Source organism: Acinetobacter tandoii DSM 14970 = CIP 107469 (genome assembly GCF_000400735.1).
Lineage (GTDB): Bacteria > Pseudomonadota > Gammaproteobacteria > Pseudomonadales > Moraxellaceae > Acinetobacter > Acinetobacter tandoii.
The window spans coordinates 597,129-619,329 of the sequence record NZ_KE007367.1; the positions used below are offsets into that span (position 1 = coordinate 597,129).

General features: G+C 37.8%; 27 protein-coding genes and 1 tRNA gene. 18 read left to right on the plus strand and 10 right to left on the minus strand.

The genetic code is table 11. From position 1 onward, the window contains the following. Positions 1–9 precede the first annotated feature (9 nt). The 4 genes from I593_RS12300 to tusD are packed head-to-tail and all read right to left on the minus strand — an operon-like array spanning position 10 to position 1,405. Positions 10–321, minus strand: coding sequence for a TusE/DsrC/DsvC family sulfur relay protein (locus I593_RS12300; protein ID WP_026440998.1), 312 nt, complete (start codon positions 319–321; stop codon positions 10–12). Between the two features lie 19 nt (positions 322–340). After that, positions 341–625 carry a DsrH/TusB family sulfur metabolism protein gene (locus I593_RS12305; protein WP_016167902.1) on the minus strand — a complete coding sequence of 95 codons (285 nt, stop codon included), beginning with the start codon at positions 623–625 and terminating at the stop codon, positions 341–343. A 16-nt stretch (positions 626–641) separates the two neighbouring features. Beyond that, complete coding sequence (locus I593_RS12310) at positions 642–992, minus strand: hypothetical protein (RefSeq protein ID WP_016167903.1); 351 nt, start codon at positions 990–992, stop codon at positions 642–644. Between the two features lie 44 nt (positions 993–1,036). Continuing rightward, on the minus strand, positions 1,037–1,405 hold the full coding sequence (gene tusD / locus I593_RS12315) for a sulfurtransferase complex subunit TusD (protein ID WP_016167904.1): 369 nt from the start codon (positions 1,403–1,405) through the stop codon (positions 1,037–1,039). Positions 1,406–1,476: 71 nt separating this feature from the next. Here tusD and galE point away from each other — a divergent pair, with 71 nt between their 5' ends. From galE to I593_RS12365, 10 genes are all read left to right on the plus strand, one after another. Beyond that, positions 1,477–2,481 carry a UDP-glucose 4-epimerase GalE gene (gene galE, locus I593_RS12320; protein ID WP_016167905.1) on the plus strand — a complete coding sequence of 335 codons (1,005 nt, stop codon included), beginning with the start codon at positions 1,477–1,479 and terminating at the stop codon, positions 2,479–2,481. 130 nt (positions 2,482–2,611) lie between these two features. After that, positions 2,612–4,006, plus strand: coding sequence for a class II fumarate hydratase (gene fumC / locus I593_RS12325; protein WP_016167906.1), 1,395 nt, complete (start codon positions 2,612–2,614; stop codon positions 4,004–4,006). Between the two features lie 503 nt (positions 4,007–4,509). Further along, positions 4,510–4,586, plus strand: a tRNA-Met gene (locus I593_RS12330). Positions 4,587–4,922: 336 nt separating this feature from the next. Beyond that, positions 4,923–5,159, plus strand: coding sequence for a hypothetical protein (locus I593_RS12335; RefSeq protein ID WP_016167907.1), 237 nt, complete (start codon positions 4,923–4,925; stop codon positions 5,157–5,159). Between the two features lie 261 nt (positions 5,160–5,420). Continuing rightward, on the plus strand, positions 5,421–7,562 hold the full coding sequence (gene mtlD, locus I593_RS12340; protein ID WP_016167908.1) for a bifunctional mannitol-1-phosphate dehydrogenase/phosphatase: 2,142 nt from the start codon (positions 5,421–5,423) through the stop codon (positions 7,560–7,562). 106 nt (positions 7,563–7,668) lie between these two features. Next, positions 7,669–8,313 (plus strand): 2'-5' RNA ligase family protein, encoded by a 645-nt coding sequence (locus I593_RS12345; protein ID WP_016167909.1) that lies wholly within the window; start codon positions 7,669–7,671, stop codon positions 8,311–8,313. After that, positions 8,295–8,816: a bifunctional adenosylcobinamide kinase/adenosylcobinamide-phosphate guanylyltransferase gene (cobU, locus tag I593_RS12350; protein ID WP_016167910.1), complete on the plus strand. Its 522-nt coding sequence runs from the start codon at positions 8,295–8,297 to the stop codon at positions 8,814–8,816. Before I593_RS12345 ends, cobU begins: the two co-directional genes overlap by 19 nt. Next, positions 8,813–9,865, plus strand: coding sequence for a nicotinate-nucleotide--dimethylbenzimidazole phosphoribosyltransferase (cobT, locus tag I593_RS12355; protein WP_016167911.1), 1,053 nt, complete (start codon positions 8,813–8,815; stop codon positions 9,863–9,865). The genes cobU and cobT overlap by 4 nt, the downstream gene beginning before the upstream one ends. 10 nt (positions 9,866–9,875) lie before the next feature. Next, a complete protein-coding gene (locus I593_RS12360; RefSeq protein ID WP_016167912.1) occupies positions 9,876–10,481 on the plus strand; it encodes a histidine phosphatase family protein in 606 nt (201 codons plus the stop codon). After that, positions 10,478–11,236, plus strand: coding sequence for an adenosylcobinamide-GDP ribazoletransferase (locus I593_RS12365; RefSeq protein ID WP_016167913.1), 759 nt, complete (start codon positions 10,478–10,480; stop codon positions 11,234–11,236). The genes I593_RS12360 and I593_RS12365 overlap by 4 nt, the downstream gene beginning before the upstream one ends. A gap of 16 nt (positions 11,237–11,252) precedes the next feature. Here I593_RS12365 and I593_RS12370 read toward each other — a convergent pair whose 3' ends face one another. After that, positions 11,253–11,948 (minus strand): LrgB family protein, encoded by a 696-nt coding sequence (locus tag I593_RS12370; protein WP_016167914.1) that lies wholly within the window; start codon positions 11,946–11,948, stop codon positions 11,253–11,255. Beyond that, the gene (locus I593_RS12375; RefSeq protein ID WP_035302025.1) at positions 11,945–12,379 is read right to left on the minus strand and encodes a CidA/LrgA family protein; all 435 of its coding nucleotides are present in this window, start codon (positions 12,377–12,379) and stop codon (positions 11,945–11,947) included. The genes I593_RS12370 and I593_RS12375 overlap by 4 nt, the downstream gene beginning before the upstream one ends. Positions 12,380–12,480: 101 nt before the next feature. Between I593_RS12375 and I593_RS12380 the strand changes: the two genes are divergently transcribed. The 5 genes from I593_RS12380 (at position 12,481) to I593_RS12400 (ending at position 16,216) form a co-directional block, all read left to right on the plus strand. After that, positions 12,481–13,380, plus strand: coding sequence for a LysR family transcriptional regulator (locus tag I593_RS12380; RefSeq protein ID WP_016167916.1), 900 nt, complete (start codon positions 12,481–12,483; stop codon positions 13,378–13,380). A gap of 215 nt (positions 13,381–13,595) precedes the next feature. Continuing rightward, on the plus strand, positions 13,596–14,009 hold the full coding sequence (locus tag I593_RS12385) for a YeeE/YedE family protein (RefSeq protein WP_016167917.1): 414 nt from the start codon (positions 13,596–13,598) through the stop codon (positions 14,007–14,009). Between the two features lie 2 nt (positions 14,010–14,011). Further along, a complete protein-coding gene (locus I593_RS12390; protein ID WP_016167918.1) occupies positions 14,012–14,437 on the plus strand; it encodes a YeeE/YedE family protein in 426 nt (141 codons plus the stop codon). Further along, positions 14,431–15,312 carry an MBL fold metallo-hydrolase gene (locus I593_RS12395; protein WP_016167919.1) on the plus strand — a complete coding sequence of 294 codons (882 nt, stop codon included), beginning with the start codon at positions 14,431–14,433 and terminating at the stop codon, positions 15,310–15,312. Before I593_RS12390 ends, I593_RS12395 begins: the two co-directional genes overlap by 7 nt. 142 nt (positions 15,313–15,454) lie before the next feature. Beyond that, positions 15,455–16,216: an alpha/beta fold hydrolase gene (locus tag I593_RS12400; protein WP_016167920.1), complete on the plus strand. Its 762-nt coding sequence runs from the start codon at positions 15,455–15,457 to the stop codon at positions 16,214–16,216. Positions 16,217–16,524: 308 nt separating this feature from the next. Here the strand turns inward: I593_RS12400 and acuI are convergent, their stop codons facing one another. Both acuI and acuR read right to left on the minus strand, forming a co-directional pair. Further along, the gene (gene acuI / locus I593_RS12405) at positions 16,525–17,502 is read right to left on the minus strand and encodes an acrylyl-CoA reductase (NADPH) (protein WP_016167921.1); all 978 of its coding nucleotides are present in this window, start codon (positions 17,500–17,502) and stop codon (positions 16,525–16,527) included. Between the two features lie 81 nt (positions 17,503–17,583). After that, positions 17,584–18,228, minus strand: a complete 645-nt coding sequence (acuR, locus tag I593_RS12410) for an acrylate utilization transcriptional regulator AcuR (RefSeq protein ID WP_016167922.1) — start codon at positions 18,226–18,228, stop codon at positions 17,584–17,586. Positions 18,229–18,561: 333 nt separating this feature from the next. Between acuR and I593_RS12415 the strand changes: the two genes are divergently transcribed. The 3 genes from I593_RS12415 (at position 18,562) to I593_RS12425 (ending at position 20,152) form a co-directional block, all read left to right on the plus strand. Continuing rightward, positions 18,562–18,798, plus strand: a complete 237-nt coding sequence (locus I593_RS12415; protein WP_003651786.1) for a VF530 family protein — start codon at positions 18,562–18,564, stop codon at positions 18,796–18,798. A gap of 468 nt (positions 18,799–19,266) precedes the next feature. Next, entirely contained in the window at positions 19,267–19,698 is a 432-nt protein-coding gene (locus tag I593_RS12420) for a hypothetical protein (RefSeq protein WP_016167923.1), read from the plus strand. A gap of 25 nt (positions 19,699–19,723) precedes the next feature. Continuing rightward, entirely contained in the window at positions 19,724–20,152 is a 429-nt protein-coding gene (locus tag I593_RS12425) for a hypothetical protein (RefSeq protein WP_016167924.1), read from the plus strand. Positions 20,153–20,318: 166 nt separating this feature from the next. Here I593_RS12425 and I593_RS12430 read toward each other — a convergent pair whose 3' ends face one another. After that, positions 20,319–20,891: a DUF6037 family protein gene (locus tag I593_RS12430; protein ID WP_016167925.1), complete on the minus strand. Its 573-nt coding sequence runs from the start codon at positions 20,889–20,891 to the stop codon at positions 20,319–20,321. Between the two features lie 208 nt (positions 20,892–21,099). Further along, positions 21,100–21,654, minus strand: coding sequence for a TetR/AcrR family transcriptional regulator (locus I593_RS12435; protein ID WP_016167926.1), 555 nt, complete (start codon positions 21,652–21,654; stop codon positions 21,100–21,102). Positions 21,655–22,201 lie beyond the last annotated feature (547 nt).

A 22,201-nucleotide genomic window follows, 5' to 3' on the forward strand; every position in this document is an offset into this window, starting at 1 on the left:
CTTTCGTTTTTATAAACAATTGGCTGGTTTGGGAACACCTGCGAGGCGACTTAAATGTCGGGCAACAAGACCCGTGTTAAATTTCTCTTGCAGCATGGCATTGTTAATATCTGGGCTAACGCTTTTCATTAAAAATTTAATGAGCGGACGGGTTGCAGGTGAATGCCCAAATTGCTGGTAAAATTGACGCACAGCATGCAGAATATTTAAATGCCAGTCGGTTAATTCAAGCTCAAGACTATTTGCAAGCTCTTGAGCGACTTCAGGTGTCCAGAGGGTGTAATCGACCAAATGACCATCTTGATCGAGTTCTAGATTCATCATGATATTTCCAAACCTATTATTTAATGGTCATACAGCGTGTATGTGCTAAGCAAATGTCGGCAAATTCAGAATAAGAAATTACTTTTAATTGTGCTGGTTCAGGATGGCTTAATAAAGAAGCATCTGTATCGAGGACGTACAACTGTAAAATCGGAGCTAAAGCTGCATGATGAGCATGAAGTACAGCATCACCCATTAACACAACGCTATCACTGCTATGTAACAGCGATTGTAATTGAGTGAGTTTAGCCTCTGCGGATGAATAATCTGATTGAATTAAATAAAGTGTAGCTGTTAGCATAAAAAATATTCATCCGTTACCAATATAAAACGTGATCAAAAGTTTGTAAAAACTCAGTATTTAGCTCAACAAACTCAATTTCTTGTTGGGACTGAACCACAAAAGGGTGGTCTTGATTCACACTTTCGACCAAAACTGGGGTGAGGTCGTAAAATTCAAAGCTATCAACCATATTAGATGCCAGTTTAAAGGCATGTTTGACGCTGTCAAACTGTTGTTCCGCTTGTAATAGACTGAGCGCGGCGTTCACGAGTAAAACCTTGACTTCACAGCCGAATGTCGCTAAAACCATAGTCGCAGCAAGGCTTTCATGCACGTGTAAGCTGGTTAGGTTGGCTTGGGTTAATATCACGAGTACAGTTTTCACACAATTTACCTTTTAAATGCAACAAATTCGCCAAAAATAACCACTTAAAATTGAATTAGACGTTCAGTGGATTGTACGGCATCGGCAAGTTCACCTAAACCGACCAATTCAAAGCCATGCGCTAAGTTATGTTGGTCAATATTGTGTCTTTTTGCATTTTCTTCATCTGTGATACCCCTTGCCAAAGCTGCACTTACACAAACAGGTAAGCGAATGCCAAGTTTCTGCCACTCTGTCGTGAGGTTTCGTTGGTCATCGGGCACCCATTGCAGGGCGTTGGCTACGGAAACTCCGTCTTGATAAAAGAAAACACGGAATGCTTCTTGCTGTGTATGTAACGCTTGCGCAAGCCCGAGTGCATGCCAAGCATGAATAGATGTAGGAGCAGAGGTAATTAACAGTAATGTACTCATGGAATTCACTTAAAGGCTGTACCAATCGAAACTTGGAACGTCCAGACTTCATAAGAAATAGGTAGTATACAATGATTTTAGTAACTGGTGGATTAGGCTTTATAGGCTCGCATGTCGCTCTTAGCTTAATGGCTCAGGGGCAGGAAGTCATTATTGTAGATAATTTGTCCAATGCCAATCTACAGACCTTGGAAAGACTGGAGTACATCTCTGGGATGTACGTTCCATTTGCAAAGCTGGATATTCGCAACACGCCTGCTTTGAATAAGGTCTTTGAGCAATATACAGTCAATGCTGTTGTACATACGGCTGGGTTCAAATCTTTGCAAGAGTCGGTGTTAAAGCCACTTGAGTATTACAATGACAATGTCAGTAGTATTATGAGTTTAATGCGTGCCATGCAACGAACAGGCGTGCGACATTTGGTTCATTTGTCGAGTTTGGCGGTATATGGTGAATCGAGTCTGGATCTGAAAGAAGATATGCCATTTAACTATGCATACCCCAATCCGTATATTAAGTCTCAACAAATGATTGAAGAAATCATACGTGACACTTTTAAGACCGATGAAGAATGGAATATTGCCATTCTAAGACTGGGTAATGTAGTCGGTGCGTTTGAACATGGTGTTCTAGGTGAGTTTGTACAACCGTTGCCGAAAAATATTGTGCCGTTAGCCATGCAAGTTGCTGCTCGACAGCGCGAATATATTGATTTACATAAACAGGCAAAAACCGCGGATGGTACTGTAGAGCGTGGATTTGTACACGTTTTGGATAGTTGTGATGCGGTTATTGCCGCTCTGAAATGGCTATATACTCAACAGCATACTTGTGAAGCGTTTAATATCACAGGTGAAAATTATTCGATTCAAAGTTTATTGCAACAGATTGCCCAAGTAACAGGGGCTGAAATCAAAACCATGAAAACCAACTACTTGATTGGTCAAGAGTTAGATCAGGTTGGAGCAAATACTGAGAAAGCCGAAAGATTTTTAGGCTGGAAAGCAAAACGTAGTTTGACCCAGATGTTGGAAGATGAGTGGCGTTTTTACCAGAATACGCTACGCACCTAAATGAATCAAAGCCAGAGTAAACGATAACTATTATCGTTTACTCAATCGTATCATTACATTAAAATAACAACACTATTCAACCTGAATAAGTAAAAAAGATCATAGATAGATAAAGAAGATAGAGGTAAACATGTATACACGTATTGAACATGACACCATGGGTGAAGTTGAAGTTCCCGCAGATGCAATGTGGGGGGCACAGACTCAACGGAGTTTGCAGAACTTTAAAATTGGTGGCGAGCGTTTACCTCGACCAATGATTCGAGCGATGGGGCTTGTAAAAAAAGCTGCCGCATTGACCAATTCGGATCTGAATCAAATTCCACAAGAATTAGCACACTATATCGTCGATGCAGCAGAAGAAGTGATTCAGGGGCAATGGGATAGCCAGTTCCCATTAGTGGTGTGGCAAACAGGCTCAGGTACGCAAAGCAACATGAACTGTAATGAGGTGATTGCTAACATTGCCAATCAGAAGTTGGGTAATCCTTTAGGTGCACAAAAACCTGTACATCCGAATGACCACGTCAACCGTGCACAATCGACTAATGATTCATTCCCAACCGCAATACATGTTGCAGCGAGTCTGCAAATTAATGAACTATTGATTCCCGCAGTAACACAATTGCGAAACACCTTAGATGCTAAAGCACAAGAATTTCATGATATTGTGAAAATTGGGCGTACTCATTTACAAGATGCAACGCCGTTAACTTTGGGCCAAGAGTTTAGTGGTTATGTATCTCAGCTAGATCATGGTTTAAAACGTTTACATCAGGCATTGTCAGGCTTATATGAGTTGCCTTTAGGAGGAACGGCTGTCGGAACAGGGTTAAATGCTCATCCTGATTATGCGGAAAAAGCAGCTGAGCAACTATCTCAGCTTACCGGACTTCCTTTTGTTACAGCGCCAAATAAATTTGAAGCACTCGCTGGGCGTGATGCAGCGGTGTTTGCATCAGGCGCATTAAAAACACTGGCAGCAAGTCTGAATAAAATTGCGAATGATATTCGTTGGTTGGCCAGTGGCCCACGTTGCGGTTTTGGTGAAATTCGTATTCCTGAAAATGAACCAGGTTCAAGTATCATGCCTGGTAAAGTGAATCCAACCCAAAGCGAAGCGATGACCATGGTGGTTGCACAGGTGTTGGGCAATGATACAACCATTAACGTTGCAGGTGCTTCAGGGAATTTTGAACTGAATGTATTTATGCCTGTGATTGCCTATAACTTATTGCAATCTATTCAATTGTTGGGTGATGCATGTAATAGTTTTAATGAGCATTGTGCGGTCGGAATTGAGCCAAACCGAGAGAAAATTGATTATTTCCTACATAATTCATTAATGTTAGTAACGGCATTGAACCCTGTGATTGGCTATGAGAATGCGGCAAAAGTAGCTAAAACTGCTTATAAGGAAGGTAAAACCCTTAAGCAGGTGGCTGTTGAACTTCAATTGGTGACCGAAGAGCAATTTGATGCAGTGGTTCGACCAGAAAATATGGTTTCGCCGAACGTAAAATAAGCTTCTGTAAATCGAAATGAGATCAGCGGTTTTTATCTGTTGCATAAGTGCGTACAATACGCATTAGATTTTTACCGCTGATGATGACCTATGCTCGATATATATTTGTTATATCGTCTAATTTGATTTAAATTATTGTTTTTAAAATGATTTATATTGGTTGTTTTGTCAAAAATTATAGCTAAAATGGCAATCAAGAACAGGGTGGCTGATTTGCCTAGTAATTTGCAGGTGAGATTAGTTTGTATTTTTTAGACGAAATACTGGATAAAAATGAAAGAAAAATTAAAAAATACGTATTAGTTATATGACAAATTAATAGGTAATCCTAAGTTTGCAGATGAGCTAGATAATTAAGCTTTAGATCCAGATAAGCGTAGTTATTGTGTAATAAACATTAGAAGTGTTCATAATGAATATGAGCTTACTTTTATTACAGATGATTAAATTATAAATAAAGTTTGCTTTATAGCGCATTAGGGCGTATAAAGTCAACTCGTTGATGCGGGATGGAGCAGTCTGGTAGCTCGTCGGGCTCATAACCCGAAGGTCGTTGGTTCAAATCCAGCTCCCGCTACCAACGAGAAAAGATTCAAAGTTTATAGCCCAGTCTTCCTAGATTGGGTTTTTTTATGTCTATTTGATTTGGACTTTGGATGAAATATCCAAAAATACATGTATGATCAATAGTGGGTTGAAAAAGAAAACCATAAGAAAAGCATATAACCACGCTTTGAATATTTGAAGAATAATGATAAACCCGAAACAGGAAATTATTATTTCGTTACTTATTAATGACTAAGTTGTTTAGCATAGAGCTGTTTCATCATAGGTTAGGTTTTTTATAACTGGTTATTTGATGTAAATTCAGGTACAAGTAAGCAAGGCATATAGTAGAACAATAGAGGATAAATACGTGGATGATTTAAGTTTAGAAATTTTAGACCAAACTTTAGATAAGTACGAAGCGAAAGGCAAAAAAATTAAGAAAATTCGGATTGGATATAAGCTCTATGCAAAATTTATGGCAGATCAAAAGTTTGCTGACGAAGTCATTAATTCAGCGCTAGACCCTGATAAGCGCTCCTATCGCGGTGTTAGAGTTAAAATTACACATGATGATGAAGAGTTAACATTTTTAATGAAAAACTAAATTTAGAGTTAGTCTTTAAGTATTTAACCTACCTTATTTTGGGGGTAGGTTTTTTATTTTCAGTGTTTTAAAAATCCCAAGATGTATACTTTGATTACATAAGATTACCTAGATCTAAACAAATAAAACAAAAAATAAGGAATTGTTGGTTATTGTGAGTAAATTTTAATCAAAATTATTTCATATCGTGTCATTTTTACTCAGCTATTGTGTTTTTGATTAGGCTAAAAGCTGTACATAACAATAATTTGAGGAGCATAAATGCTGAAATTTCATGATGATGTGATACTGGGTGCAATTTTTGATATGGATGGAACAATGTTTGATACTGAACGTCTTCGGTTTCAAACATTGAAACAGGCATCTCAAGAACTGATTGGGCAATCATTTTCCAATGAATATTTAATGGCATGTTTAGGCTTAAGTGCCAAAACGGCACAAGCTTTGGCACAGGAAACTTATGGAGCAGATATTCCTTATGCTGAAATCCGTAAACGTGCCGATGAATTGGAGTTGGAATCTGTACGAAGCTGTGGCGTTCCTATTAAAAAAGGATTGGTTCAAGTTTTGGAACGCTTAAGAAAGTCAGGTTTGCGTATGGCAGTTGCAACGTCTAGTCGCCGTGCGATTGCTGAAGAATATCTGATTAATGCCAATGTGTATAAGTTCTTTGATGTCGTGGTGTGTGGTGATGAGGTGGAGAAAGGTAAGCCTCATCCTGAAATTTTTCTGACGGCAGCGGAAAAGCTGAATCTTAACCCTGAACATTGTTTAATGTTTGAAGATTCGGAAAATGGCGTGACTTCAGCATTTGAAGCCAAAGGTATTACGGTTTTATTGAAAGATATTAAACCCGCAAATGCCAATATGCGAGCCAAAGCGAATTATTATTATCAGTGTATGTATGACTGTTTGGCAGATTTAGATGGTTTTACCGCAAAACAGGATTTGCCACAGTTGCAAGAGCCCTTTCCGCAAACGTTGAATCAATTGACTGTGGGTATTCATGGCTTTGGGGCAATTGGTGGTGGTTATTTGGCACAAATCTTGTCGCATTGGGATGGCTACACGCGACCTAAGCGTATCTTAGCTTCGACGCGCAATGCTTTGTTTTGTGAGGCGGTAAACGCTTTTGGTGGTTACTGCATTCGCTATGGACAAATCTCCTATGATGAGTCAATTCAAAATATGACTGTGATTGATGCAGATGATGAAGCACAAATGTCGGACATGTATGTTGAATCTAGTTTGATTGCTGTGTGTTTACCTGAAAATGCCTTAGTACATGAAGTAAAGATGATTGCTAAAGGATTGTATGAGCGCCATACACATCAAGCAGGTCAAGCTAAAGAACCGCTGACCTTTTTGATTATCTTGAACAAGGTCAACGCCAAACAACTTTTCCTTGATTATTTACGACAAGCCTTAAATGAATTAACCAGTGTGGCTATTACCGAGCAGATTCTACAACAACATTATTTTTGCGATACCGTAGTCAACCGTATGGTGTCGAAGCTAAGTCAGAAAAATCTATATCGTCAACTGAAAATTAAATACAACATTTTTAAACAGTTTCAGGAAGAAGTCGAAACTGAAAATACAGATCTAGATGAAAGTCTTCAGTTGGATTCGACCCAAGAGCATCAAGCTGCTGTGTATATTGAAGATTTGCGCCGTAATTTCCAACCGAGTCATATTTTACAGAGTATGGATTTAATTCTGTTTCATGCAGAGTTGGATATGCCAATTTATGTGGAAAACCAAAGCCCTTTACTGAGTAAAATGCGACAAATGGTTTTGGTCGATGATATTTCCGAGATTCAGTTGATTAAGAACCGTATGTGGAATGGAACCCATGCCATGATGGCGTGGTATGCCAGCCTATTGGGGCATGAGACGATCGGTATCGCTATGGGGGATGTACAGCTACAGCAGTTTAGTCAGCAACTCTTAGCACAAGTTAAGCAGGGTTTATTGCTGCAACTACCGCATTGGGAAGCAGACTTAAACCGCTTAGCGCAAAGTTTTATCGACTCTTGTAAATTTGCCTTTAAAGACCCTTGTTCAAGGGTAGCGCGAGATCCTTTACGCAAACTGGAGTCAGGCGAACGGGTTTTATCTTCTATTCGGCAGCAAATCTTGAGTGGACAAGCATATGACCAATTGATTGCGGGTGCAGTATTGGGTTATGGCTATGCCATTTTGCATGATCAGATAGCTATAGATGATGTGATGAGTACGATGCAAAATGAAGTAGAAAAGATGTTACTTAGCATTCCACAGCAACAAGCGTTACTGATGCAATTAAAGCGTGGTTTAGCAGATCTACTTCAGCATCCCGATCAGTTTGATCCTAAACGAATTTCAATTCATTTAAGTGATACATCTGCTGTTTGTGCATAATTTGAATCATTTTCAGTACAAGTTGAATATTTATAAACTTTGCCTTGCATGAGTCTGGCAAAGAACGTGTTTTAATATCACTTTGCAGTTTAAAGTGATATTAAACGTGTTTTTAGATCACATTCATCATGTTGTTCCCACGATTCACCGTGATTATCCAGAATGGCATCATGGTCGGGAGCTCTATGCACTGTGGTATATTGAAATTCAAAATCCAGACTTGATTTTGTATCTTAATCAAGTTCAAGATTATTTCTCCGAATATCTATTATTTCCCAATACACGTCAGTTTCATATCACACTGTTTATTTGTGGTTTTTTAGCACAAGATCAAGCAATTTTTGATGATGACTTCACGCAACAGCAATTCCAACAACAATATGCAGAGTTGAAGTTAAGCCGATTAGAAAAATTTAAACTGAAAATAGGTGCTCTGAATAGTTTCAGTAGTGCTTTATATCTAGAGGTTATCGATATTGACTTGGCTTTAGAAAAAATCAGAGCGCAATGTGCCCAGTTTAGTGATGAAGTTGCGGCATTAAGCTATTACCCGCATATTACCGTGGGTCTATATAACGCTGCGTATCCCAGCCAAAGTATTTTAGACAAAATGGCTGCATTTCCTGCTCAGCAGTTTGAAATTGACATTAGCCAGATCAAGTTTGGTTATTATCATGCCCAAGTCTTACAAGGTCCTTTACATACTCTACAGAACATTTCATTAGGTGACGTATGTTGCAACTCATATTAGGGGGTGCTCGTTCAGGTAAAAGTCGTTTGGCTGAACAGATTGCACAAGATTCGGGGCTTAAGGTTCACTACGTGGCAACCGCTCAGGCTTTAGATGTTGAAATGCAGCAACGGATTCAACATCATCAATCGCAACGCCCATCACATTGGCAACTCAGCGAAGAGCCGTTGTATTTAGCCAATTGTTTGCAGCGTATAGATGCGCCAGAACAACTGATCTTAGTGGATTGTCTGACTTTATGGATGACCAATCTCTTATTGGCAGATGATCAAAACTTATTGGCACATCAGATGCAAAAATTACTCGAAGTTTTACCGACTTTATCTTCCACAATTATTCTTGTGAGTAATGAAACTGGTTTAGGCGTTGTGCCTATGGGGGAACTGAGCCGTAAGTTTGTGGATGAATCTGGGCGACTTCATCAACAACTGGCTCAACTTGCCGATAAGGTACAGTTTTGTATGGCGGGATTATCAATGCAATTAAAAGGAGACAAATCATGAGCTGGTGGTTAGAGGCGTGTCAACAACCGAATGATGCAGCAAAACAACGTGCAGAAGCGCGCCAATTACAACTCACCAAGCCTACTGGTTCTTTGTCTGAGTTAGAACATATCGCAATTTTATTAGCAAGTTTGCAGAATAAAGATCAACCCAATATTCAAGCACCGTGGATTAGTATTTTTGCTGGTGATCATGGGGTGATGGAAGAAAATATTTCGGCATATCCTCAAGCAGTGACCCGTCAAATGTTACTGAATTTCACCACGGGTGGTGCCTGTATTAGTGTCATTGCCAAAGAGTATGCCGCAACTTTACAAGTGATTGATTGCGGTACGGTGGGTGATGCTTATCAATATCCGAATGTAGAGACGCATTGTATTGCCCCAGGTACAGCCAATTTTGCTCAACAGCTTGCAATGACGGAAGCACAGTGCATTTCGGCTATGGAATTGGGTCAGCAAAGTGTAGAGCGTGCCGTACAGGAACATGCTTCTATTTATGTGGCGGGTGAAATGGGCATTGGTAATACCTGTTCGGCTTCTGCTTTGGCATGTATGTTACTCAATGAAGCGGCAGAACAACTTACAGGTGTCGGTACAGGCATTCGTGCAGAACAGTTAGCACATAAAAAACAAGTGATTGATCGTGCTGTGGCATTACATCGTGAATATGTGCAGCAGGATGCCTTTAAAGCACTTTGTGCAGTAGGTGGTTTAGAAATTGCCGCGATGGTCGGTGCATATATCCGTTGTGCGCAATTAGGTCTACCAATGGTTGTTGATGGCTTTATTAGTACGGCTGCTGCACTGGTTGCAGTCAAACTGAATCCTGCGGTACGTGAATGGATGCTGTTTGGGCATCAATCTGCTGAATATGGACATCAGCGTTTATTGCAAGAGTTAAATGCAGAGCCAATTTTAAAGTTAAATTTACGCTTGGGTGAAGCCAGTGGTGCAGGTGCAGCACTTGGGATTATTAAATTGGCATGCCATTTACATAATCAAATGGCGACATTTGCAGAAGCCGCCGTGATTGGTGAGAAAATTTAGGAAATCTGCTATGCATTTAAAGATTGATCTACTACGACATGGCGAAAGTGAACTGAGTCATACGCTGCGCGGTTCACTGGATGATGCTTTGACAGCTAAGGGGTGGCAACAAATGCTGAGCAGTATAGATCAATCTCAAACTCTGCCTCAGCAATGGGATGTAGTCTTTTCCTCACCCTTGCAGCGTTGTTCTATGTTCGCGGAACACTGTGTAAAAGAGCGGGATATACCGCTTATTTTAGATAAAAACCTGCAAGAAATGCATTTTGGCGATTGGGAAGGACAGTCGATACAACAGTTATATGAACAATTTCCTGAAACTTTGGCAGATTTCTGGCAAAAACCAACGCAGACTACACTTCCCAATGCGGAAACTATGCATCAGTTTCATCTCCGAGTCAGTACAGCGATGTCGAACATACAGCAGCAGATGCAGCTCAATGGTTGGCAATCGGCATTGATGGTCACACATGGTGGCGTAATTAAACTGTTAAAATGTATGGTGTTACGGCAACCCTTGGATGATGTGTTGAAAATGTCGGCTGAATTGGGGCAACTCAATTCTTTTCATTGGGATGCGGCTACACAGATGTTGGCTTTAAGGGAGTTAATATGACTCCATTTCTGATTGCTTTACAGTTCTTGACTACGTTACGAATTCAACTTAAAGAAATGCCGACGGCTGAGCAGAATGCAAACTCGATTTTATTTTATCCTTTAGTTGGTCTGATCATCGGGTTGATCTTATATACAGTGGCTTTATTACTGTCTGGATTGCCTACAGTTCTACTCTCAAGTTTAATTCTGGTGCTTTGGATTTGGTTGACGGGTGGTTTACATCTCGATGGGTTGGCGGATACTGCTGATGCATGGGTCGGAGGTTTTGGAGACAAGGAGCGCACACTACGTATTATGAAAGACCCGAGTTGTGGACCAATTGGGGTTTTAAGTTTAATTATTGTCTGTGTCTTAAAATGGGCTGCCTTGTATGTATTGCTAGAACAGAAAGCAGCACTGGCTTTATTACTGTTTCCATTACTTGCACGAATTTCGCCTTTGGCTTTATTTGTGAGCACACCATATGTCCGTTCCAATGGATTAGGTTCGAGTATTGCAGCGCATTTGCCTAAGCGCCGTGTATATGGCGTGATTGCACTCAGTTTGAGTCTAGTCTTGTATTTTTACGGTATAGGCTTACTTACAGGACTGGCATGGGTACTAACATTCTTTTATTTGCGCGCTAAGTTCCTGCAACGTCTTGGAGGCATTACAGGAGATACCATTGGTGCGAGTATTGAGTTAAGTGAAATAATCTGCTTGTTGATATTTGTGATCGGTCTGAATTATTTGCCGATGACGACCTTATTTTAAGTTTTTAACCCACTCATTAGCCTAAGCAACGTAATACCAGATGAATTAAGCTCGGGCCGAGGATCACCATAAATACACCTGCTAAAACCATAGTTAGGGAAGCAATCACACCTTCTTCATGATGACGCATGAATGCTTTACTGGTACCAAAGCCATGTGCTGCATTGCCTAGCGAAGCACCTTGTGCAAAGGCGGAGTTCAGTTTTAACAGCAGTAGTACAGTGTCTCCCAAAAGTACGCCCGCAATCCCTGTAATCATGGTAAATAAAATCACCAGTTCGACTGAACCGCCAATATGTGCGGTGAGTTCCATCGCAAAGGGGGTAGAAATTGAGCGTGACATGAGGCTGTAGGTGGTTTGGCTATCAAAATGAAACAGTTTTGCTAAATAAAAGGCACTTATTACACCAGCACTCATTCCAATCACAATCCCCAGAGCAATAGAAAACAGATGTTTGCGAATCAGTTGATGATATTCATAGATAGGGATGGCAAAGGCGATGGTTGCAGGTCCAAGCATCCAAACAATCCAGTGGTTATCGAGCATGTAGGTGTCATAGGAGATATGGAAACCCAACAAGATTAAAATCAGCACAAAAGGAACGAGCATGGCAGGGGACAGCAGCATATAGGGATAACGACGATAGAGTTTTTTCGCCAAGATGTACCCGATAATGGTTGCAATGAAACACAATAGCGCCGTGATGTTCATGAGTGTGCTTCCACTTTAGTCTGACGATGATTTTGCTTTTGCTGTAGTTTACGTTCGAGCTTAAAACCAAAGTGCACGCTGTAGGCGGTCATTACCATAACGCAGAGAGTGCCCAATACAACTGCAAGAATGAGCTGCCAGCCTTGTGTGAGAAAGAGTTGTTTATATTTGACTAAGCCCACGACACAGGGAATAAACATCAACACCAATTCGGCAAGAATGAAATCTGCCCCTGATTTAATCCACACCAATTTCATGATGCCTGACATCAGGGCAAATAGAAGCAGAATAAGTCCAATCACGCCTGCAGAAATTGGAAGATGAAAGAATTGCTGAATAAAGGAACCGATCCACCAGAGTCCAATTAAAAATAGCAATTGAGCGGTGACTTTTAGGAGATTGTGAATTTTTGATGCATAAGGAGAGGACATGATACAAACAGGTTTAAACAACATGAAGGTATTTTAAAATTGACCTGTTGCATGAATTATGAATAATAAAATAATAATTATGCAAATATGGAATATTGGGTGTGGATATTAAAAGTCTACTAGTTTTTGTCACTCTTGTTGAAACTCAGAGTTTCACTTTAGCCGCTGAACAGCTAAATTTAACTCAACCGACCATTAGTAAAGCGATGCGCAGTCTAGAAGAGCAATTAGGCGTTATGTTGCTGCATAAAGGGGAGGCAGGACGCAAACGCGGCGTAGCTTTGACCTATGTGGGACAACAAGTGTATGAACACGCTTTAATTATTCTGAATGAACAGCAACGTATTTTTGATACGGTGACACAAGTCAGAGGTTTAAAGAAAGGTAAGCTGACGATTGGTCTACCACCTTTGGCAGCTATGATGCTGAGTACCGTGATTGCCAAATTTCATAGTCAATATCCGCATATCGAGTTGAACTTTTTGGAAGTCGGGGCGACAGGTATTGAGGAGGCTATTTTACGTAAAGAGGTTGATGCTGGGGTGGTGATGGGAGAGCTAAAACCTTTACTGAGTGGATTTGAGATTATCAACTCACCGATTTGTCTACTGGCAAAGAAAAGCTCACATTGGCGTAAAAAACAAGAAATTAAACTGATTGAACTCAAGGAGGAATCTTTTTTACTGTACGCCAATACATTTACGCTAAACAACGTGATTATTCAGGCGGCGCAGTCTGTAGGTTTTGAGCCCAAAGTGGCATGTCGGAGTAGTCAATGGGACTTTATTGCCAAGCTGGTGGAGTCGAATGTGGGAATAGCCTTACTTCCTCAAGCCTATTGTGAACGGCTGAATGCTGAAGAGTTTCATATTGCTTTACTGACAGAACCGAAGATCAATTGGAACTTAAAAATGGCATGGAACAGTACTGTTGCAATGACACCAGCAACACGAGCTTGGTTGAATATTATTGAAAATAATCTGGAAAGTATTCATTTTTAGTTGAAGAAAAAAACTATATCAATTATGTCCCAATCTAGAATCCGTATATTTATTGGTTAAAATGATTCTAGGGAATGTATGTCAAAGATTATTCATTATCACCTCAAACGAATTTGAAAGGTGGGTTTGCATAAAATTTACACAAAATTGCTCTTGAATAATTTATAAATAAACATATTATAAAAACATATATTGTTTTAAGTGGAACGCAGAAAATGCATGACTATCTAACCGCTTTTATCGGTGGAACACTACTGGGTGTATCCGCCGTGGGTTATTTGTGGGTCAATGGTCGTATTGCAGGAATTAGCGGCCTAATTTCACAAGTCCTTAGCCCTAAAACCTTATTCAGTACACCTGCACTTTGGTTCTTATTAGGCTTAATGATCGTGCCATTTGCCTACGGGGCATTTACACAACCACAGATTCAAATTAAGAGTTCACCGTTCATTATGATTTTAGCGGGTTTACTGGTTGGTTTTGGTACGCGACTCGGTTCTGGATGTACCAGTGGTCACGGTATTTGTGGGATTAGCCGTTTATCGAAACGATCACTCATTGCAACAGCAACCTTTATGCTTGCTGGCGCCGTGACAGTGTTCGTAATGCGTCATATTTTGGGAGCATAAACATGAAAAATATATTTGCCTTTATTTTTGGTGGTTTATTTGCCACAGGTTTAATGTTCTCAGGCATGGCTAATCCAGAAAAAATACTGAATTTTCTTGATATTTTTGGTAGTTGGGATGCAAGTCTGGCATTTGTGATGATGGGTGCAATTGCAGTGGCATTTATTCCATTTCAAATATTATCCAAACAGAAAGCACCTAAAACAGTGTTTAAAGAACCAATTGAGCTACCTAAGAATACACAGATTGACACTCGATTAGTTCTTGGAAGTGCTATTTTCGGTATTGGTTGGGGCTTAGCAGGTATTTGTCCTGGACCAAGTCTTACTTTAATTGGTTTAGGGCACTATCAAGCGCTTTATTTTATTTTTGCTATGATCATTGGTGTATTTATATTCAATAAAACGATGGGAGCTAAATCATGTTGATAAAACCAATCGTTAAGGCTTTTTTTGATAAAGAAACTAACACTTTTAGCTATGTGGTCACAGACCCGAACAGTCACCAATCTGCGATTATCGATAGTGTGCTGAATTATGATGCTGCATCAGCAACGACTCACACAACTTCGGCTGATGAGATGATTGATTATATTCAGCAAAATAGCCTAAGCATAAATTGGATTTTAGAAACACATGTACATGCAGATCATTTAACAGCTTCACAATATTTAAAACAGAAGGTGGGGGGAGTGGTCGCGATGAGTGAAAAAATTGCGGTTGTGCAGGAAACATTTAGCGCAATTTATAACCTTGAACCCAAATATTTTAATGCGACAAGCTCATTTGATTATTTATTTAAAGATGGTGAACATTTTAAAATTGGTGAAATAAATGCATATAACATTCCAACACCAGGACATACGCCAGCTTGCCTAAGCTACGTGATTGGTGATGCTGTATTCGTCGGTGACACGCTATTTATGCCTGATTATGGTACAGCACGCTGTGATTTTCCTAAAGGTAGCGCAGCGACATTATTTGATTCAGTGCAAAAGCTGTTTGCTTTAGATGGTGATATGCGAGTGTTCTTGTGCCACGACTATTTACCTGAAGATCGTGATCACTTTGTTTATGAAAGCAGTATTGCTGAACAAAAAAAGCATAATATTCATATCAATGAAAGCATTAAAAAAGAAGATTTTGTTCAGATGCGAAATCAACGCGACGCAACTCTAGCCATGCCTAAATTGATTTTACCTGCTATACAAATCAATATGCAGGCTGGACAATTCCCTGAACCTGAAGAAAACGGCATTCGTTATTTGAAAATTCCATTTAATTTTTTCAAACCTAGCATATAAACATGAGATAAATTTAGAAAAATCAGGATAATACATTACTATTATCTCTGATTTTTGGTATTTTTATAAATAGCCTAAGCAAATTTATTGATTCTTAAAAACTAAAAAGCCACTATATATAAAAATACCTGATAGAAGCACTATGATCCTTAATCATCAAATACAGAAATCAGAAAACCCAAGCGAACTAGAGCCTGTTGTACTTATTCATGGGTTATTTGGCAGTTTGAGTAACCTTGGTATGCTAGCGCGGGCTTTTGATCAACGTACTGTAATACAGCTAGATGTGCGTAATCATGGGTTATCTGAACATAGTGAACAGATGAACTATGATTTGATGGCGCAGGATGTATTAGAGACTTTGGATTATCTACAGATTCAAAAATTTTCCCTTATTGGACACTCCATGGGCGGAAAAATAGGCATGAAAGTAGCAGAGAAGGCCGAAAATCGTCTGGTACGCCTCATTGTGTTAGATATTGCACCATTTGCTTATCAAGAAAATCATCACGAACAAATTTTTAAAGCATTATTTGCTGTACAAGAAGCTGCACCAGCATCAAGATTACAAGCTACTGAAATCATGAAGAAATTTATTCAAGAAGATATGGTGATTCAGTTTTTATTGAAATCATTTACGCAAGGCAAATGGCGTTTTAATTTAAATGCCATTTTTGCGCATTATGCAGAGATATTATCTTGGCAAGAGATAAAGCCTTATACAAAGCCGGTGTTATTTTTACGTGGTGGGTTATCTCCATACATTCATAAGCCTGAACATTTTGATGCTATTAAGGAACAGTTTCCTGTTGCTGAAATAAAAGAGGTTTTAAATGTGGGACATTGGCTACACGCAGAAAAAACAGATGAAGTATTATTAGAGATCTCTAACTTTTTAAAATAATAAGATGATGTTCTACGGCGACTTTGTTTGTGCAAGGTCGCGTAACTCTGTGTTTGTATGGGAAGATTACATTGATTTCGTATAATGTATATTATGTTAAATAACGTATCCGAGACTGTAGCCTACACAACACAGTTGTTGCTACAGCTCAGCATCATGAATATAATTTTGCAGATTCATGATGCTGAGTACGTGAATGAACATAATATTCGTTAGGTCAAAATCCTTTGACTCATGTACCTATAACCACGAATAAAATGGCTCTCCAAAGTTCTACAATCATTTTCTACATGATTCATTTTGTCGAATTATAGTTTAACAACAACTCTACCTCGAATTTTTCCATCTAAAATTTCATTTGAAATATTTAAAGCATCTGTTAACTGAATTTCAGTCGTTACTGTTTCTAATTTTGTTTGATCTAATTCTGTAGCTAAACGTTCCCATGCTTCTTTTCTTAATTCAATTGGTGCCATCACGCTATCAATTCCATATAACGTAATCCCTCTCAAAATAAATGGAGCAACTGTCGCTGGAAAATCCATTCCACCTGCCAAACCACACGCAGCAACTGCACCACGATATTTTGTACTAGCACATGCATTGACTAAAGTATGGCTTCCAACAGTATCAATCACGCCAGCCCAAATTTCTTTGTTTAATGGCTTTCCTGGCGAAGATAATTCAATACGATCAAGAATTTCACTTGCGCCTAAATAGGTTAAATATTCTGACTCTTGAGGTCGACCAGTTGAAGCTGTAATCTCGTAACCAAGATGGTTCAAAATAATAATCGCAATACTACCAACACCACCATTTGCACCTGTTACTAAAATTTTCCCATCACTTGGTTTAATACCATGTTTTTGTAAAGCCATGACACACAGCATTGCAGTATAACCTGCTGTACCAATAATCATCGTATCCTTAAAAGAAAAAGCAGAAGGTTTTTGTATGAGCCAATCGCCTGAAACAGTAACTTGCTCAGCTAATCCCCCAGAATATTTTTCGCCAACACCCCAACCATTTAATAAAACTTCATCTCCTTGTTTCCATGCTGGATGTTTTGATTCAATCACAACACCTGAAAAATCTATACCCGGTGTTAACGGAAAACTACGAACTACTGGAGAGCGCCCAGTAATGGCTAAAGCATCTTTATAGTTCAAAGTTGAATATTTGACTTCAACTCTAACCTCGCCTTCTTCTAAAGGCTTTGATGCAATCTCAGTAATTTTTGATGTGTAACCTGCATCATCTTTAGTAATTACGATACCTTTGTACATAGAACTTCCTCTCTATTTAATTAGACTACTTGTCTAGAATTAATTAAAAAATAAATGCAGACATCTGCATTTATTTTTTAATTAATTTTTTAAGTGATTTTGTTGTTCTACAGCTAAAATAAACAAGCGATAAAATGCATCTAAAGGACTTGTTGATTTGACCAAACGTGCTCTAAGAACTGCGCCTTCCCATCCAATCCAAAACTGATAAGCAGCTTCATCACAATCAGTTACGTTATATTGTGAATTTGACTGATGTAGGCAATCAGAAACCACTTTCTCCCATACTTTAAAAATACTTTCAATTCGGGCGATGATCTCTGGTGGCAAATAAGAAACTTCTTGTCCTAAGTTACCTAAAATACAACCTCGTTTAAAATCATATTTTTGCAGTTTTTCACCCGCATCTTTTACAAAATTTTGCAGCCTTTCTAATGGTGAAAGATCAGTTTGACTTAAAATATAATTCAATCGCTTCACAAAATAAAGCTCGTAAGCATCTAGAACTTCTAAAATAAAAGCCTCTTTATTTGCAAAATAATGGTAGAAAGACCCTTTAGGAACTTGGACTGATTTCATGAGATCGTCCAAGCTCATAGCATTCATTCCACGTTCGGTCAGTAACTCGATACCTCGGCGGATTAACACTTCTTTAGTGTCTGCATAGTTACAACCGTGTTTGGTTGGTCGACCACGTGGTCTTTTGGGTAAGGAAGAATAATTCATAAAATAAAAATAGACTATGTGACTAGAAATATCAACAATAAAATTATTTGATTGAAAATTTTATCTAAACGGCATCTATTTCTTTGCTGGGAGAACTTAGCCTTTTATATAAATGTACTTAAAAATTCCATGAGTTCATGAACTCATTTTTGAGAAGCTGTAATTTTCTATGTTAATTACGTTTAAATTCCAACGCTCCCATTTTCTAAAGAGTTATTTCATTCGTGATTATAGATACATGAGTCAAAGGATTTCGGCATAACGAATATTATGTTCATTCACGTACCTTGCTCAGGTTATAATAATGGCCTCCAAAAATATGGTTGATTTATTATGAACGCCTCCAATGACCCTCTACACGGCAAAAAACTTGCTGACATTTTGGATGAATTATTGGATTACTACGGTGGCTTTGAAGGCTTAAGTCGTAAAATTGAAATTAGATGTTTTTGTATAGATCCAAGTGTTAAATCATCATTGCGATTTTTGCGTACCACACCATGGGCACGTGAAAAAGTAGAAAGCTTATATTTGTATGTCTTACGCCAAAAAGCCAAACAGAAATCGTAGCTATCAAAACCCAACCTCAGCATAATATTTTATACCAAATACTAAACTACACTTATTAAATAGCCATCGATTTTGTAGACACCTGTTAGTTAGTGGTGGTAGTCCACCACTCTCCTAGACAAATTTAGTCTATTCTTAAGACTTATTAGTAGGAAACTATGTATTCATAGCTAGGTTCATGAACCAAATATTTTATAAGTTATCATTTTAATGCTCTAAGCAATTATATTTATTGTTTATTAATTATAAATTCAATTGTGAACTAGATTCTAGGTGAACATAGGTAAACTAATTTATCCAAAACTGTAACGTTCACAATGTGGTTGTTGCTACAGCCCGAGCTCTTAAATCTTAGAAATTGTATTTAAGAGCTCGAGTACCTTATTCAATACCAAATTGGAACATCCAAATGGTTGTGAATGAAAAAGATACTATGGGATTGTTATTTATTTCAGGAATTTCTAAACAATGAAAAATTATATTTCTTTTATCTGTATGGTTTTATCTGTACTAGCCCTCCCAGCTTGTACTAAAAACACCTTATATTTTACTCCTGAACTAACTGGTTATATTTATGACAGTAGAACTCATAAACCATTGAGTGATCAAACTGGATATATGGGTTTTAATGGCCGAACTGATAGTGATAATGCCAAAATTAATTTGAAGTCGGATGGTAGCTTTACCATTCCTCCTATTACAGCAACGTATTACTTTATAAGACCTGATGTAAAGGAATACACTAATTTCCCTTCAGAAATTTTTATAAGTTTTAAGAATTATCAACTTAAAATTATTGATTATTCAGAGGCATATAGTCGACAAGTTTCAGAAGGTAAGTCTAGTTTTAGTCATTATAAAAAAATTGATTTAGGTAAAATTTATTTAGACCGTGAATAAGCATATTTTTAATGGTTTCTAAAAAATGAAAAAATATATAATATTCTTTTTTCTTATAATTTCGTTCTCACTCGCTTCTGGCTGTACTAGAAAGATATTATATTTGACCCCAGAAGTAACTGGTTATCTTTATGACAGCAAAACTAAAGAACCTCTACACAATGCAAATGGGTACATTAGTTTCTATTTACCAGATGAGAAATCAACAACAATAAAAATAAGTAATGATGGTAGTTTTACTATTAGGTCACTAACAAAAGAATATTTTTTTATTGAACCAAGTATGGATGATTACACTAACCTCCCGTCCTTAGTTTATATTAGTTTTAAAAATTATAGAAATAAAACAATAGATTACTCAGAAAAGTTTAATGAGCAAGTTCCAGAAGAAAAAGCTAATTTTGAGCATTATAAAAAAATTAATTTGGGTAAAATTTATTTAGATCGAGAATAATTTTTTATTCAGTCACATAGCTCAATCTTAAAAAGCCCTTCTTAGGGGCTTTTTTTATTTCACTTAATTTCCGCTTTAATGCATCTCAATGGAAAATTTAGAAATATGCGTTTAAGTCTGAACCAACGCAAGCCTTCTTTTAGGTAAAAGAAAATCATTCTTTTACTCATGGATTAATGAATTCTTTAGCTAAGTGCTCTTGATCTGTCCAACGGCTACTAAGATTTTTAGATTTACATGTTAAATAAGTTTTATAGCCTAGCAATCTCTCCGTTTTTTCTAAGTTTTTTTCAGTTACTGAATCACCTCTTATTGTGTTATCCAACCATCCCATGAAATATATCTTATGAGATTCTTCAACATCTCGACTGTATAAAGCTATTTCATGTGGTTTTGGAACATTTTTAAAATTAGCGATTGCAGGTATTTTTTTATTAAAATCTTCAAAAAAAGCATTCATACTAAATTTATTGTTTGGATCAAATTGTAGACCTAAAACTTGCTGCAATTTTTTATAAATGTCTTTATCCAACATAGTTTTAATTCTAAAGCCCTTGTGAACTTCAATTTCAAAACTAAAATTATGACCACGGGCACCAAATAACAGAATATATGGAGAGCTATCTGTGAAAAATATCACATCAAAACTTACGTTATTTCTTTTAAATTCAAATTTATAACGCTGAATTTTTTGACTCTTCATACTTTCAAATAAAGGAATTAAACCAGTTAATTGCATTTAATTATTCTCTCTTTTCAGTTGTTCTGAAGTTTCGTAACTTCATTTATCTCAAACCTGAGTAACATTGCCATGCATGTCACTGTTTACAATTATTATTAAGTAGAATTACAAACATTTGGATTTATAACTATCTTAGTAACTACAATATAGTTCACTAATAAATAAGACAGCTACCTGACTTTCGTATTAAATAAAACAGCATTTATCACCCCAACCCCATCAAAAAATACTCAAGCAACCTCTCCCGTTCATCTGGTTTGTTCGAGTCTAAAAGCTGAACCATTGCACCATCTATCACAAACAAAAACATGTGTGCATCTTGTTTTAAAGCATTCGAATCAGTCGTTAAAAGCAAATTATAGATTTCATTCATCAGCCAGTTTCGGTAGTCAATTACAAGCTGATACGCCTTTGGATATAATTTCGATATTTCGAAAATTGATTTAAATGGCAAGTTGTAAAGCCCTTCTACATTGGCATGTAAAAAGAAAATTTTGCGTAGCTTTTCAGCCATCGGTAACCCTTTATCAACGTAAATAACAGAAATAACCTCATGCTTAAGACCATCTGTTTGAAAAGTTAAACTCATTTCAATAAGACGTTCTTTCGAGTGAAAGTAATTATAAAACGTAGCCTTGGGGATTTTTGCCGACTTTATAATTCGGTCTACCCCTACATTGTGAAAGCCATATTTATTAAAAAGAAACCTTGAAGTATGAAGCACACTTAAAGCACGAAATGAGAGAACTAAATTTGGCATAGTTTTACCTTTATAAAATAAATTCTTGTTGTATATAAAAGAGATATAAAAGCCTTTTAGTTTTTTTAAGGTGAAAAAAAGGCATAGCAAAGCCATAAAGACTGTGCCTAGCACATCTCAAGTTTTATTGTTGATGGTAAGTTTTTTAGTAATAACAAATGAAAGCCTGAACAGCCGAACGGCGGTCAAACCCTTGTAAAAAGTTTAAGTTGTGTCGTTATAGTGTACTTTGGCTATGGTTGCCAAAAAAATATGAATGTGCAAAGCCAACTCCTTTATATATGGAGTTCTGCCAGAGCATAAGAGGTTTATGGTGGCAGAACGAAAGAGGGTTAGCAGACTGGTTTCGACTCCAGCACACCCGCAGGTGTCCCTCTCCCGTCCTACCGCAACGGGAGGGAACGAGATATACACGCAAAACTATTCCTCAGAGAAATAATCCTGATGTAGTCGAAAAAACGGTCTGCTAAAACCGACTGGCAATGTGGCCAGCACGCAAATGTTAATCTTCAATATTTAAGGTGTCAATGTGAAAATGGCTAGAAAA